The sequence below is a fragment of the Burkholderia sp. BCC0405 genome, assembly GCF_902833075.1.
GTDB lineage: Bacteria > Pseudomonadota > Gammaproteobacteria > Burkholderiales > Burkholderiaceae > Burkholderia.
On record NZ_CADFEO010000010.1, the window covers coordinates 58,027 to 73,599 of the forward strand.

Sequence of the window (15,573 nt, forward strand, 5' to 3'; positions counted from 1 at the left end):
CGGCGGAGCGGACGCCCGCCGCGGATACTGCCTGACTGCTTACGGCTTACTGCTGCTTTGCTGCTGCGACTTGCGCGGCCACTTCGGCGGCGAAGTCGTCCTGGCGCTTCTCGATGCCTTCGCCGACGACGAACAGCGCGAACTTCTGCACTGCGGCATTCGCTGCCTTCAGCATCTGCTCGATCGTCTGCTTGTCGTTCTTCACGAACGTCTGGTTCAGCAGCGACACTTCCTTCAGGTACTTCTGCACGCTACCGTCGACCATCTTCGCGACGATTTCGGCCGGCTTGCCCGATTCCGCAGCCTTCTGCTCGGCCACGCGGCGTTCCGTCTCGATCAGTTCTGCCGGCACGTCGGCCGACGACAGCGCGACCGGCTTCATTGCCGCGATGTGCATCGCGACGTCCTTGCCGACCTGCTCTTCCGCGCCCGTGTACTCGACGATCACGCCGATACGCGCGCCGTGCAGGTACGTTGCGATCTTGTTTGCGGTTTCGAAACGGACGAAACGGCGGATCGAGACGTTCTCGCCGATCTTGCCGATCAGCGCCAGGCGCACTGCATCGACCGTCGAGCCTTCGAGCGGCAGTGCCGACAGCGCAGCCACGTCGGCCGGGTTTTGCGTCGCGACGAGTTCTGCAACCGTCTTCGAGAATGCGAGAAAGTCGTCGTTCTTCGCGACGAAGTCGGTTTCGCAGTTCAGCTCGACCAGCGCGCCTGCATTGCCGCCGACGAACGATGCGACGACGCCTTCTGCCGTCACGCGCGATGCCGCCTTGCTCGCCTTGTTGCCGAGCTTGACGCGCAGCAGCTCTTCAGCCTTGGCCAGATCGCCGTCGGCTTCCGTCAGCGCCTTCTTGCACTCCATCATCGGTGCGTCGGTCTTTGCGCGCAGTTCTGCCACCATGCTTGCGGTAATTGCCGCCATCATTCGCTCCTTGAGTCTGTATTCACAACGCCGCCCGCTTGGACGCGAACGGCCGAGATTCGTTTCCGGACCCGCGCCGATTCGGCGCGATCAGGTCCGGCGCACAAGCTTAAAAAAAGGGGGCCTGTTGAGAGCCCCCTTTTTGCGCCGGCTCGGGGCCAGTTACGCGTTTTCCTCGACGTACTCGTCGTCGCCGCGCGCAGCCTGGACCACTTCGTTGACCGCGTTCGCACGGCCTTCGAGGATCGCGTCGGCCACGCCTTCAGCGTACAGCGCGACTGCCTTGCTCGAGTCGTCGTTACCCGGGATCACGTAATCCACACCTTCCGGCGAGTGGTTCGTATCGACCACGGCGATGACCGGCACGCCCAGCTTGTTCGCTTCGGTCACGGCAATCTTGTGGTAGCCGACGTCGACGACGAAGATTGCGTCCGGAATGCCGCCCATGTCCTTCACGCCGCCGATCGACTTCTGCAGCTTCGCGATTTCGCGTTCGAACAGCAGCGCTTCCTTCTTGCTCATCTTCTCGAGCTCGCCCGCCTCGACCGCCGCTTCCATGTCCTTCAGGCGCTTGATCGAAACCTTCAGCGTCTTGAAGTTGGTCATCATGCCGCCGAGCCAGCGTGCGTTGACGTACGGCATGCCTGCGCGTTGCGCTTCCTGGGCGATCGTGTCACGCGATTGACGCTTCGTGCCGACGAACAGGATCGTGCCGCGGTTCGCTGCCAGCTGGCGCACGTACTTCTGTGCGTCCGTGAACATCGGCAGCGTCTTTTCGAGGTTGATGATGTGAATCTTGTTGCGGTGACCGAAAATGAACGGGGCCATCTTCGGGTTCCAGAAGCGCGTCTGGTGACCGAAGTGGACACCCGCTTCCAGCATTTGGCGCATCGTAACTGCCATGTAAATTCTCCACGAGGGTTGGGTCTTAAGCCGGCTGCCGTACCGCCGCGCGATCCCACCCCGAAGGGCGCGAATGCCGCGCGGCCGGCACCCTGGTTGCGCCGGCTTGCGATTCGACACGTGCAAAATGCGCGTGCCGCAAGCCTTTCACCGCCATGCCGCCCCAAAACGGGGCACATCGGCATTTGGATATCGACTTAGCCAAAGAGTATAGCACGCCGATTTGTCCGCTCTCAAGTCGCCCGCCACTTTCGCTTGCCGCGCGGCATGCGGCCGGACAATCCGCGAAAACCCGCACCCGCACCGCCCGCAGGGGCTGCGACGCCTGCCAGAAGGTGCGATAATCCGTCAATTCACCGCATTCCAGGCATACCTCGATGGCTATTACGCTCAAAAACGAACACGATATCGCCGAGATGCGCGTCGCCTGCCGTCTCGCGAGCGAAGTGCTCGACTTCATCACGCCGCACGTCGTCGCGGGCATCACGACCGCCGAACTCGACCGCCTCTGCCACGAGTTCATGCTCAACGAACAGGGCACGATCCCCGCGCCGCTGAACTACCAGCCGCCCGGCTACCCGCCGTACCCGAAGGCCACCTGCATTTCGGTCAACGACGTGATTTGCCACGGCATTCCCGGCGAGAAAGTGATCAAGAACGGCGATGCGCTAAACATCGACATCACCGTGATCAAGAACGGCTACTTCGGCGACACGAGCCGCATGTTCATCGTCGGCGAGGGTTCGATCCTCGCGAAGCGCCTCGTGCAGACCACCTACGAATGCATGTGGCTCGGCATCGACCAGGTCAAGCCCGGCGCGCACCTCGGCGACATCGGCTACGCGATCCAGAAGCACGCCGAAGCGCAGGGCTACAGCGTCGTGCGCGAATACTGCGGCCACGGCATCGGCACGGTGTTCCATGAAGATCCGCAGGTCGTCCACTACGGCCGCCCGGGTACCGGCATCGAACTGAAGGCCGGGATGATCTTCACGATCGAGCCGATGATCAACGCCGGCAAGCGCGACATCCGCACGATGCCCGACCAGTGGACGGTCAAGACGCGCGACCGCAGCCTGTCGGCCCAGTGGGAGCACACGGTGCTCGTCACCGAAACCGGCTACGAAGTGCTGACCGTGTCGGCCGGCACGCCGGCGCGCCCCGTGTTCTCGCAACCGGCCGCCGCCGTCTGAGCGCCGTCGCGCCAGCCCGCCCCACCCGCACCTGAACGGCCGCCCATGAGCGCTCACGCTGCCCCCTCGCCCGAAGCGCTGTCGCGGCGCGCCGAATTCAAGGCCGCCAAGACGGAGATGCTCGAGCGCTTTCGCCGCGCGGCGAACGTCGCGTCGCTGATGCACGCGCTGTCGAAGCTCACCGACGAAGCGCTGAAGCGCGTGTGGGACGACTGCGGGCTGCCCGCGACGCTCGCCCTCGTCGCCGTCGGCGGCTACGGGCGCGGCGAGCTCGCGCCCTATTCCGACGTCGACATCCTGGTATTGCTGCCCGATGCGCACGACCCGGCGCTCGATGCACGCATCGAACGCTTCATCGGAATGGCGTGGGATCTCGGCCTCGAGATCGGCAGCAGCGTGCGCACGGTCGCGCAGTGCATCGAGGAGGCGTCGCAGGACGTCACGGTGCAGACCTCGCTGCTGGAAGCGCGCCGCATCGTCGGCAGCACCGCGCTGTTCGAACGCTTCACGGTGCGCTACCACGAGGCGCTCGACGCCCGCGCGTTCTTCACCGCGAAGGTGCTCGAGATGCGCCAGCGCCACGCGAAGTTCCAGGACACGCCGTACAGCCTCGAACCGAACGTGAAGGAAAGCCCCGGCGGGTTGCGCGACCTGCAGACAATCCTCTGGATCGCGCGCGCGGCCGGTTTCGGCAGCAGCTGGCGCGAACTCGACACGCGCGGCCTCATCACCGATCGCGAAGCGCGGGAGCTGCGCCGCAACGAAGGCTTCCTGAAGACGCTGCGCGCGCGGCTGCACGTGATCGCCGGCCGCCGCCAGGACATGCTCGTGTTCGACCTGCAGACGCAGGCTGCCGAGAGCTTCGGCTACCAGTCGACGCAGGCCAAGCGCGCCAGCGAGCAACTGATGCGCCGCTACTACTGGGCCGCGAAGGCCGTCACGCAGCTCGCGACGATCCTGATCCAGAACATCGAGGCGCAACTCTTCCCTGCGACGAGCGGCATCACGCGCGTGCTGTCGGCCGATCGCTTCGTCGAGAAACAGGGGATGCTCGAGATCGTCGACGACGGCGTGTTCGAGCGCTACCCCGACGCGATCCTCGAAGCGTTCCTGTTGTACGAGACGACCCGCGGCGTGAAGGGGCTGTCCGCCCGCACGCTGCGCGCGCTGTACAACTCGCGCGAGATCATGAACAACACGTGGCGCCGCGATCCGCAGAATCGCGACACGTTCATGCGGATCCTTCAGCAACCCGAAGGGATCACGCACGCGTTCCGGTTGATGAACCAGACGAGCGTGCTCGGCCGCTACCTGCTGAACTTCCGCCGCATCGTCGGCCAGATGCAGCATGACCTGTACCACGTGTATACGGTCGACCAGCACATCCTGATGGTGTTGCGCAACATCCGCCGCTTCGCGGTGGCCGAGCACGCGCACGAATATCCGTTCTGCAGCCAGCTGATCGGCAACTTCGAGCGCCCGTGGGTACTGTATGTCGCGGCGCTGTTCCACGACATCGCGAAGGGCCGCGGCGGCGACCATTCGACGCTCGGGATGGCCGACGCACGGCGCTTCTGCCGCGAGCACGGTATCGCCAGCGACGACGCGGCGCTGATCGTGTGGCTCGTCCAGCATCACCTGACGATGAGCCAGGTCGCACAGAAGCAGGATACGAGCGACCCCGAAGTCATCAAGCGCTTCGCCGAAGTCGTCGGCAACGAACGGTACCTCACCGCGCTGTACCTGCTGACCGTCGCCGATATCCGCGGCACGAGCCCGAAGGTGTGGAACACGTGGAAGGGCAAGCTGCTCGAGGATCTGTACCGCATCACGCTCGCGGTGCTCGGCGGGGCCAACCCCGACGCGCATTCGGAGTTGAAGTCGCGGCAGGAGCAGGCGCTCGCGCTGCTGCGCCTCGAGACCGTGCCCGAGGACGCACATCGCGCGCTGTGGGATCAGCTCGACGTCGGCTTCTTCCTGCGTCACGACGCGGCCGACATCGCGTGGCAGACACGCGTGCTGTACCGGCACGTGAATGCCGAAACCGCGATCGTCCGCGCGCGGCCGTCGCCGATCGGCGATGCGCTGCAGGTGCTCGTGTACGTGAAGGATCGCCCCGACCTGTTCGCGGGCATCTGCGCGTATTTCGACCGCAACGGGCTGTCGGTGCTCGACGCACGGGTCAGCACGACGCGGCACGGCTATGCGCTCGACAACTTCATCGTCACGCAGACCGAAAGCGACGTGCGGTACCGCGACATCGCGAATCTCGTCGAACAACAGCTCGCGTCGCGGCTCACCGAAACCGCACCGCTGCCGGAGCCGTCCAAGGGCCGCCTGTCGAGGCTGTCCCGGACGTTTCCGATCACGCCGCGCGTCGACCTGCGGGCCGACGAGCGCGGCCAGTACTACATCCTGTCCGTGTCGGCCAACGACCGGCCGGGCCTTCTCTATTCGATCGCGCGCGTACTCGCCGAGCACCGGATCGGCGTCCACGCGGCGCGGATCAATACGCTCGGCGAACGCGTCGAGGACATCTTTCTGCTTGCGGGTGCCGGCCTGTCCGACAGCCGCCTGCAGATCCAGCTCGAAACCGAATTGCTGCGTGCGATCGCAGTCTGAATGAATTCCAGCGTTTATGCGCACCAAATTAACCGTCAAGAACCCGAAGCCGGCGTCGCCGACCCGCGCCCCTGTCCGCTCCGGCAGCCTCGTCGCCCGCAAGGCGGTGCGCCCCGCTGCGCCGCCCGCAGGGGACAAGCCGGCCCGCCCGAAGAAGGCGGCCCCGGCCGCCGCCGGCGAGCGCACGTTCAAGCCGCGCGCTGCCGCGGGCGCCGAACGCCCGGGCGCGGATCGCGCACCGTCCAAGCGTGCGCCGCGTGACGGCGGTGCCGAACGCGGCACGCGTGCCCCGTATCGCGACAACGCAGCCGGCGACGGCGCGAAACGCAGCTTCGGCGACCGTCGCATGTCCTCGGATCGCCCGCCCCGCCGCGATGACGATGCACGTCCGCGTCGCGCAGGCGCCGGTGAAGGCGGTGCACGCGCACCGTATCGCGACAACGCAGCCGGCGACGGCGCAAAGCGCAGCTTCGGCGACCGTCGCACGTCGTCCGATCGCCCGCCCCGCCGCGATGACGATGCACGTCCGCGTCGTACAGGTGCCGGTGAAGGTGGCGCACGCGCACCGTATCGCGACAACGCAGCCGGCGAAGGCGCGAAACGCAGCTTCGGCGACCGTCGCACGTCCTCGGATCGCCCGCCCCGCCGCGATGACGATGCACGTCCGCGTCGTGCAGGCGCCGGTGAAAGCGGTGCACGCGCACCGTATCGCGACAACGCAGCCGGCGAAGGTGCGAAACGCAGCTTCGGCGACCGTCGCACGTCCTCGGATCGCCCGCCCCGTCGCGATGACGATGCACGTCCGCGTCGTGCAGGCGCCGGTGAAGGCGGTGCACGCGCACCGTATCGCGACAACGCAGCCGGCGAAGGCGCGAAACGCAGCTTCGGTGACCGTCGCACATCCTCGGATCGCCCGCCCCGCCGCGATGACGATGCACGTCCGCGTCGTGCAGGCGCCGGTGAAAGCGGTGCTCGCGCGCCGTATCGCGACAACGCATCTGGCGAAGGCGCGAAACGCAGCTTCGGCGACCGTCGCACGTCCTCGGATCGCCCGCCCCGCCGCGATGACGATGCACGTCCGCGTCGTGCAGGCGCCGGTGAAGGCAGTGCTCGCGCACCCTATCGCGACAAGGCAGCCGGCGAAGGCGCCAAGCGCAGCTTCGGCGACCGCCCGGCCCGCCCCGCCCGCGACGGCGAGCGTGGCAGCACCGAACGCCGCTCGTCCGGCGCGGGGATGAAGACCGCGAAACCCGTCAAGAAGCCGGCCACCGACATCGACTACGGTGACGAATCGGGCCTGATGCGCCTGTCGAAACGGATGTCCGAGCTCGGCATGTGCTCGCGCCGCGAAGCCGACGAATGGATCGAAAAGGGCTGGGTTCTCGTCGACGGCGAACGCATCGACACGCTCGGCACCAAGGTACGCGCCGACCAGAAGATCGAGATCGACGAACGGGCAAGCGCCGCGCAGGCCGCGCAAGTGACGATCCTGCTGCACAAGCCGGTCGGTTACGTGTCGGGCCAGGCGGAAGACGGCTACGAGCCCGCGGCCGTGCTGATCACGCGTGCGAACCGCTGGAGCGGCGACCATTCGCCGGTGCGCTTCTCGCCGCAGCACCTGCACGCGCTCGCACCGGCCGGCCGCCTGGACATCGATTCGACCGGCCTGCTCGTGCTGACGCAGAACGGTGTGATCGCGAAGCAGTTGATCGGCGAGCAGTCGGATATCGACAAGGAATACCTGGTGCGCGTGCGCTTCGGCGAGCGGCTCATCGACATCGACCAGCACTTCCCCGCGGAATCGCTCGCGAAGCTGCGCCACGGCCTCGAGCTCGACGGCGTCGCGCTGAAGCCCGCGATGGTGAGCTGGCAGAACGGCGAGCAGTTGCGCTTCGTGCTGCGCGAAGGCAAGAAGCGCCAGATCCGCCGCATGTGCGAACTGGTGGGCCTCGACGTGATCGGCCTGAAGCGCGTACGGATGGGCCGCGTGATGCTCGGCGCGCTGCCGCAGGGTCAATGGCGCTATCTGTCGGCCGACGAGACGTTCTGACCGCGGGCGCGCACACACGTGCGCCACGCAATGAAAAAGCCCGCGCAAGCGGGCTTTTTCGTTTCCTGCGAGAAACCGGGCAAGCGCCGGGCAAGCCGGCGGATCAGTCGTCGGGAGCCGGATCGAGCCCCGGGAACAGCACTTCCGTGAAGCCGAAGCGCGTGAAGTCGGTGATCCGCATCGGATACAGCTTGCCGATCAGGTGATCGTATTCGTGCTGGACGACGCGTGCGTGAAAACCGTCGGCGACGCGATCGATTTTCTCGCCGTACTGGTCGAAGCCGCTGTAGCGCACCTTCGCATAGCGGCTGACGACGCCCCGCATGCCCGGTACCGACAGGCAACCTTCCCAGCCCTCTTCCATGTCCGGCGGCATGTATTCGACCTTCGGGTTGATCAGCACGGTCTCGGGTACCGGCGGCGCATCCGGGTAGCGGTTGTTGTTACCGAAGCCGAAGATGATGATCTGCAGCCCGACGCCGATCTGCGGCGCGGCCAGGCCGGCGCCGTTCGCATGGTGCATCGTCTCGAACATGTCCGCGACGATCTCGTGCAGTTCGGGGGTATCGAACCGTTCGACCGGCTTGGCGACTTCGAGCAGGCGCGGATCGCCCATCTTCAGGATCTCGCGAATCATGGCGTATTGCCCTCCAGGAGTTGGTGCAGACCGTCTTCGTCCAGCACGGGGATGCCGAGCTCCTCGGCCTTCGCGAGCTTGCTGCCGGCTTCGGCGCCCGCGACCACGTAATCCGTCTTCTTCGATACCGAACCGGCCACTTTCGCGCCGGCCGCTTCGAGCATTTCCTTCGCGGCATCGCGCGTGAGCGTCGGCAGCGTGCCCGTCAGCACGACCGTCTTGCCGGCCAGCACACCCTGCGGCGCCTTCGGCGCGGGCGGCCCTTCCGGCCACGTCACCTTGCCCGGCGCACGCAATTGCTCGATCACGGTCCGGTTGTGCGCTTCCGCGAAGAACTGATGGAGCGACTCGGCGACGATCGGCCCGACGTCGTTGACTTCGAGCAGCTCTTCGATCGATGCGTCCATGATCGGCGTCAGCGAGCCGAAATGCTTCGCGAGATCCTTCGCGGTCGATTCGCCCACATGACGGATACCGAGCCCGTAGATGAAGCGCGCGAGCGTCGTATGCTTCGCCTTCTCGAGCGAGTCGAGCAGATTTTGCGCCGACTTCTCGGCGAACCGGTCGAGCTCGGCGAGCGTCGCAAAGCCGAGATTGAACAGGTCCGCCGGCGTGCGCACGAGATTCAGCTCGACGAGCTGGTCGATGATCTTTTCGCCGAGCCCGTCGATGTCGAGCGCGCGGCGCTGCGCGAAGTGCCACAGCGCCTGCTTGCGCTGCGCCGGGCAGAACAGGCCGCCCGTGCAGCGCGCGATCGCCTCGTCCGGCAGGCGCTCGATCTTCGAGCCGCACACCGGGCATTCGGTCGGCATCACGAATTCGGCCGCATCGGCCGGGCGCCGGTCGAGCAGCGCGCCGACCACCTCGGGGATCACGTCGCCCGCGCGGCGCACGATCACGGTATCGCCGATCCGGATGTCCTTGCGGCGCACTTCGTCCTCGTTGTGCAGCGTCGCATTGGTGACGGTCGCGCCGCCGACGAACACGGGCTCGAGGCGCGCGACCGGCGTGATCGCACCCGTCCGGCCGACCTGCACGTCGATCGCGACGAGCTTGGTCAGCGCTTCCTGCGCGGGGAACTTGTGCGCGAGTGCAAAGCGCGGCGCGCGCGACACGAAGCCCAGGCGCTCCTGCTCGTCGCGCCGGTTGACCTTGTAGACGACGCCGTCGATGTCGTACGGCAGCGACTCGCGCTTCTCGCCGATCTTGCGGAAGAAGTCGAGCAAGCCTTCGGCACCGTGCACGACCGCGCGCTCCCGGTTCACGGGCAGGCCGAGCGACTCGTACCAGTCGAGCAGCGCGCTGTGTGTGTCGGGCATCGGCATCCCGTCGAGCACGCCGATCCCGTACGCGAAGAACGACAGCGGGCGCTGCGCGGTGATCTTCGAGTCGAGTTGGCGCAGGCTGCCGGCCGCCGCGTTGCGCGGGTTCGCGAATTCGCGCTGCTCGGCCGCGCGCTGGCGTTCGTTCAGGCGTGCGAAATCGCGCTTGAACATCAGCACCTCGCCACGTACATCGAGCACGGCCGGCACGTTCGTGCCCTTCAGCTTCAGCGGAATCGAGCGGATCGTGCGCACGTTCTCGGTCACGTCCTCGCCCGTCGTCCCGTCACCGCGCGTCGACGCCTGCACGAATACGCCCTGCTCGTAGCGCAGCGAGATCGCGAGACCGTCGAACTTCAGTTCGCATGCGTATTCGACGGGCTCCGTTACCGAGCCGGCGAGATCGGTCGTCTTGTCGAGCGCGTCGGCGACACGCTTGTCGAACGCGACGATATCCTCGTCGGCGAAGCCGTTGTTGAGCGACAGCATCGGCGCGTCATGGACGACCGGCGTGAAGCCGCCGGCCGCCTCGCCACCGACGCGCTGCGTCGGCGAATCGGGCGTCACGAGTTCGGGATGGTCGGTTTCGAGCTGCTGCAGTTCGCGGAACAGCCGGTCGTATTCGGCGTCGGGCAGATCCGGCTGGTCGAGCACGTAGTAGGCGTAGTTCGCCCGCTCGAGTTGATCGCGCAGCCACGCGGCGCGCGCGTCGGGCTGGCTGGCTGGCGGTTCGGCTTGGGTTCGGGCCATGCTGGCGGCAAATTCGTTCTGAGAAAATCGGATGCCCGATTATCTCAGTTTGCCGCCGTGGCGGGGCGTGCAATGCGCGCCCGACGCGCGTGCTGCAGCGCAAACGGCAAGGTGTGCGCCGCAGCGACGAACGGCGGCGCCGACGCCCGCCGCCCGCGCGTTCGCGTTACTGGCTGAAGAGGCGGCGCGTGACCGGCGAACCGGCCGGAATGCCGGCTTCCTCGAGCTTCGCGTACAGCTTCATCAGCTGCTGCTCGATCGCCAGCAGCGTCGACTCCGGCAACGGCCGGCGCGAATCGTCGACCACGCGTGCGCCGATCCGTTCGGACAGCGATTTCGCGTAATCGCACATCAGCCGGAACGGCAGGATGTCCTCTTCGGCAACCGGCACGTCGAGCACCAGCGTGATCATGTTGCCGCCCTTGTACGTGAGGTCGTCACGCAGGAAGTTCGTGTCGCCGAACTGCAGCATGAACACGGGGTTCTGCTTCGCGTCGAGCTTCACGAAACGCGTGCCGTCGCGCGACAGCAACAGCCCGTCCTGCGATGCGACCGCCTGCACGTAGTTCGCCGACCAAGGCGCGCCGTCCGACATCACGTTGATCGACAGTTGCGCGTCGCATTGCGCGGCAAACGCGTCGAGCTCGCGCGCCATCGCGACCGTTTCCATCATGTCCGGGAATTCGGGCGCGCCGTCGATCGCGTCGGCGAACTGCTGGACGCCCGTCACGAATTCGGAGAACTCGAGCTCGTTCAGCGCGCCGCTGCGGTTCGCGAGCTGCGCGGCCGCGCGCAGTTCCTCGTAGCGCACGCCGTTCTGCAGCAACTCCCACTGGCCGCCTTCCGGCTTGCCTTCGATGTGCACGGGCTTGCTGCCCGCGCGGCGCAGCCGCTGCGCGGCCGGCAGGATCTTGTCGCCCGGCAGCGACCCGCCGAGGCGGATCGGCACGATGCAGTCGATCCGGCGGTCGACGATCGCCGGCGGTGCCGACGAGATCGTCGTTGTGGCCGGCAGCACGGGTTCGGCCGGCTCGGCCGGTTCGGCGTGCGTTTCGTGCGCGGAGGCCGGCGCGGCCTCTTCGCCGGCAACCGGCTCGACCAATTCGGCCGGAGTATCGACGCCGGTCGCCTCGGCCTGCAGATCGGCCGGCATGTCGGCCGGCGCTGCGCCACCGAACGTCGGCTCGACGCGCGCGACTTCGGCTGGCGTGGCGGCCGCCGCCGGTGCCGTGGGCTCGCGCCGCACCGGCTGGCGCACCGGCTCGATGAACGGTAGCTCTTCTTCGCGTTCGGGGCGGTTCATCGCCTCGACCGCTTCCTCCGGCATCGGGCGCGGCATCCTGCGCCGCACCTTCGCGCCCTGCCATGCGTTGTAGACCACGACGCCGCCCACCACGACGGCGCCCGCGCCGATCAAACCGAGTGTCAACTCGTCCATGCACGCTCCATCAGCAATTCTTGTTCGTCGGAACCGCGAACGGGCGCCCATGCGCCGCGCGAACGCGGTCCGGTTTCGTCAAACATCAATTCTGGGCAAAACCCGCGGCGGTTTCCATGTCCACCGCGACGATCCGCGACACGCCCTGCTCCTGCATCGTCACGCCGATCAACTGCTGCGCCATTTCCATCGCGATCTTGTTGTGCGAGATGAACAGGAACTGCGTCTTGTCGGACATCGCGCGCACGAGATTCGCGAAACGCTCCGTGTTCGCGTCGTCGAGCGGCGCGTCGACCTCGTCGAGCAGACAGAACGGCGCCGGGTTCAGCTGGAACATCGCGAACACCAGCGCGGTCGCGGTCAGCGCCTTCTCGCCGCCCGACAGCAGGTGGATCGTTGCGTTCTTCTTGCCGGGCGGCTGCGCCATCACCTGCACGCCGGCGTCGAGAATTTCGTCGCCCGTCATGATCAGCTTCGCCTGACCGCCGCCGAACAGGCGCGGGAACAGGTCGCTGAAGTGACGGTTGACCTCGTCGAAGGTGCCCTGCAGCAGCGTGCGGGTTTCCTGGTCGATCTTGTGGATCGCGTCCTCGAGCGTCGTGATCGCGTCGATCAGGTCGGCCGACTGCGCGTCGAGGAACACCTTGCGCTCGCTCGCGGCCTTCAACTCGTCGAGCGCGGCCATGTTCACCGGGCCGAGCGCGTTGATCGCGTTGTTCAGGCGCGTGACCTCGCCCTGCAGGTATGACGGCTTCAGATCCGGCGTCAGCTTCTCGCTCAGCGCGGCCTCGTCGACCTCGGCCGTCGCGAGCTGCTCGGCGAACTGCTCGACCGACAGGCGCGCGGCCTGCTCCTTCAACTGCAATTCGGTGATGCGGTCGCGCAGCGGCTGCAGCGAGCGCTCGGCGACGAGCCGCTGCTCGTCCGACGCGCGCAGTTTTGCAGTCAGGTCGTCGAGTTCGATTCGTGCGGCCTGCAGCGCCTCTTCCTTCACCGCACGAATCTCGAGCGCGTCCTGCAGGCCCGTGTGCGCGGTCTGCTCGTTGATCGTCTCGAGCTCGGCGCGTGCGTCTTCCAGCGACGCGGCAACGCGCTCGCTCTGCTCGTGCGCGACCTGGATGCTGCGCTTGAGCTCGTCGATCCGGGTCACCGCGTTGCGCGCGGCGAAGCGCGCATCGTTCGCGCCGCGCTCCAGATCGCGCGCTTCCTGACGCGCCTGCGTCAGCGATTCGTCGAGCGCTTCGAACGCGAGCTGGTTGTCCTCGAAGCGCGCCTGCAGTTCCGCGAGTTCGCCGTCGAAACGCTCGAAATTCGCTTCCGACTCCGCGCGCATCGCGCGCTGCTCTTCGATCTGCGCGCCGATTTCCTCGAGTTCCTCGCGGATCTGCGTGCTGCGCTGCGTGTAACGTTCGTGCGCCTGCGCGAGCTTCAGCACGTCCATCTGCAGCGCGTGCACGCGCTGCGTCGCACGTTCGGCCTGCGCTCGCACGTCGCCGAGCGCCTGCGTGGCCTGCGTGTGCGCGGCTTCCGCACGCACGGCTGCCGTGCGCGCCTCGTCGGCGAGCAGCGCCTGCGCGCGCACCTGGCGCGTCAGGTTTTCGATTTCCTGCTGACGGGCCAGCATCCCGGCCTGCTCCGAATCGGCCGCATACAGCTGCACGCCGACGCGCGTGACGATATGGCCGGCCTTGACGACGAACGCGCCGCCTGCCGGCAGCTGCGCGCGCGTCGCGAGCGCCTGCGCGACGTCGTCGGCGACGTACACGCTGCCGAGCCAGTCGTTCAGCACCGCGCGGATGCCCGCATCGTCGATGCGCACGAGCGACAGCACCGGACGCAGGCCGGCCACGGCCGCAGGCGGTTCGCCGGCCACGGGCGGTGCGTAGAACGCGAGCTTCGCGGGCGGTGCGTCGGTGGCAAAAGCCTTCACCCAGTCGAGATTCGACACTTCGAGCGCGGCGAGGCGCTCGCGCAGCACGGCTTCGAGCGCGGCTTCCCAGCCCGCCTCGACATGCAGCTTCTTCCACAAACGCGGCAGCGCGCCGAGCTCGTGCTTGTCGAGCCACGGCTGCACCTTGCCTTCGGTCTGCACGTTTTCCTGCAACTGCTTCAGCGCGGCGAGACGCGCCTCGAGCTGGTGGATCTGCGCGGCTTCGGCCTGCACGCGCTCCTGCGCGGCACGCCGTTCGCCATCGAGGCGCGGCACCGTTTCCTGCGCATCGGCAAGACGCGCCTGCGCTTCGGCCAGGATCTCTTCCTGCTCGGCGAGTTGCATGCGCAGTTCTTCGAGCTGGGCTTCGTCCGGCGCGTCGAGCCCGCCCGCTTCGCTCTTCAGGCGCTCATGGCGCTGCTGAAGCTGCTGGAGCTGCTGGTCGGCGTTGCGCTGGTGCGCGGCTTCGAGCTTCAGCGACTGTTCGGTCTGTGCGATCCGCGCGCGCTCGTCGTTGAGCTGCGCCTGCGCGTCGCGCCACTTCGCCTCGAGCGCCGGCAACGCGTCGTGCTTCGCGGCCGCGTTGTCTTCGGCGAGCGCGGCCTTCTCGTCGGCCATCGCGCGCGCTTCCTCGGCTTCCTCGAGCTCGTCCTGCGCCTTCTCGGCCTGCGCGCGCCATTGCTCGCGCTGCGCATTGAGCGCGGCGATCTGCGCCTGCACGCGATTGCGCGATTCGACGATGAACTTGATCTCGGCTTCGAGGCGGCTCACCTCGGCGTTCGCCTCGTAGAGCGAACCCTGCGCGCCCTGCATCGCGTCGCTTGCCGAGTAATGCGCGACGCGCAGCGTCTCGAGCTGCGCCTCGACCTCGCGCAGCTTCGCCGTTTGCGCTTCGAGGTCGATCTGCGCCTGTTCGATCGCACGCTGCTGCTTCTGCTGTTCGCCGGCGGCCTCGTTCTTGCGCAGCAGCCACAACAGGCGCTGCTTCTCCTCGCCGTCGGCGACGAGTTCCTTGTACTTGGTGGCGACGACGGCCTGCGCCTCGAGCTTCTCGAGGTTCGCGCCGAGTTCGCGGACGATGTCCTCGACGCGCGTCAGGTTCTCGCGCGTGTCGTGCAGGCGGTTCTCGGTTTCGCGGCGGCGTTCCTTGTACTTCGACACGCCCGCGGCTTCCTCGAGGAACACGCGCAGCTCTTCCGGCTTCGCCTCGATGATCCGCGCGATCATGCCCTGCCCGATGATCGCGTACGCACGCGGCCCGAGGCCGGTGCCGAGGAAGATGTCCTGGATGTCGCGGCGGCGCGCCGGCAGGTTGTTGATGTAGTAACTCGACGTGCCGTCGCGCGTGAGCACGCGCTTCACGGCGATCTCGCCGTACTGGCCCCACTGGCCGGCCGCGCGGCCGTCGGAGTTGTCGAAGATCAGTTCGACACTGGCCCGGCTGCCGGGCTTGCGGGCGGTCGAGCCGTTGAAGATCACGTCCTGCATCGACTCGCCGCGCAGCTCGGAAGCGCGCGACTCGCCGAGCACCCAGCGCACGGCGTCGATGATGTTGGACTTGCCGCACCCGTTCGGGCCCACCACGCCGACAAGCTGGCCCGGAACCTGGAAATGCGTGGGATCGACAAAGGATTTGAAGCCAGCGAGTTTGATCGAGCTCAGACGCACGGCGGTATCGGATGTGAAGAAGGTGTGAAACGGACGGAGCCGCACTGCGCGAGGCCGGACGGCCCATGCGCGCGATGCGCCCCGGAATTCAAAAGCGGGGCCGCGCGCATCCAGCGTTGGGCCCCGCAAACG

Annotated in this window: 9 protein-coding genes; 3 read left to right on the forward strand and 6 right to left on the reverse strand. The window is 67.1% G+C overall.

The window, feature by feature from the left end:
* Nucleotides 1-46: 46 nt before the first annotated feature.
* Complete coding sequence (gene tsf / locus HWX36_RS18110; RefSeq protein WP_021159104.1) at nt 47-928, reverse strand: translation elongation factor Ts; 882 nt, start codon at nt 926-928, stop codon at nt 47-49.
* A 162-nt stretch (nt 929-1,090) separates the two neighbouring features.
* On the reverse strand, nt 1,091-1,831 hold the full coding sequence (gene rpsB, locus HWX36_RS18115) for a 30S ribosomal protein S2 (RefSeq protein WP_006483818.1): 741 nt from the start codon (nt 1,829-1,831) through the stop codon (nt 1,091-1,093).
* Between the two features lie 377 nt (nt 1,832-2,208).
* On the opposite strand from rpsB, the gene map reads away from it, so the two are divergent.
* Genes map through HWX36_RS18130 form a run of 3 tightly spaced genes read left to right on the forward strand, consistent with a single transcriptional unit; the run spans nt 2,209 to nt 7,696 of the window.
* On the forward strand, nt 2,209-3,024 hold the full coding sequence (gene map / locus HWX36_RS18120; protein ID WP_175953392.1) for a type I methionyl aminopeptidase: 816 nt from the start codon (nt 2,209-2,211) through the stop codon (nt 3,022-3,024).
* Nucleotides 3,025-3,069: 45 nt separating this feature from the next.
* Complete coding sequence (locus HWX36_RS18125; RefSeq protein WP_175953393.1) at nt 3,070-5,646, forward strand: [protein-PII] uridylyltransferase; 2,577 nt, start codon at nt 3,070-3,072, stop codon at nt 5,644-5,646.
* Between the two features lie 16 nt (nt 5,647-5,662).
* The gene (locus tag HWX36_RS18130; RefSeq protein WP_175953394.1) at nt 5,663-7,696 is read left to right on the forward strand and encodes a pseudouridine synthase; all 2,034 of its coding nucleotides are present in this window, start codon (nt 5,663-5,665) and stop codon (nt 7,694-7,696) included.
* 103 nt (nt 7,697-7,799) lie between these two features.
* Here HWX36_RS18130 and def read toward each other — a convergent pair whose 3' ends face one another.
* The 4 genes from def to smc form a co-directional block, all read right to left on the reverse strand.
* The gene (def, locus tag HWX36_RS18135) at nt 7,800-8,333 is read right to left on the reverse strand and encodes a peptide deformylase (protein WP_175953395.1); all 534 of its coding nucleotides are present in this window, start codon (nt 8,331-8,333) and stop codon (nt 7,800-7,802) included.
* Nucleotides 8,330-10,405 (reverse strand): NAD-dependent DNA ligase LigA, encoded by a 2,076-nt coding sequence (ligA, locus tag HWX36_RS18140; RefSeq protein ID WP_175953396.1) that lies wholly within the window; start codon nt 10,403-10,405, stop codon nt 8,330-8,332. Before ligA ends, def begins: the two co-directional genes overlap by 4 nt.
* Nucleotides 10,406-10,571: 166 nt before the next feature.
* Nucleotides 10,572-11,843, reverse strand: a complete 1,272-nt coding sequence (locus tag HWX36_RS18145; protein ID WP_175953397.1) for a cell division protein ZipA C-terminal FtsZ-binding domain-containing protein — start codon at nt 11,841-11,843, stop codon at nt 10,572-10,574.
* Nucleotides 11,844-11,928: 85 nt separating this feature from the next.
* Entirely contained in the window at nt 11,929-15,441 is a 3,513-nt protein-coding gene (gene smc, locus HWX36_RS18150) for a chromosome segregation protein SMC (RefSeq protein ID WP_175953398.1), read from the reverse strand.
* Between the last annotated feature and the right edge of the window lie 132 nt (nt 15,442-15,573).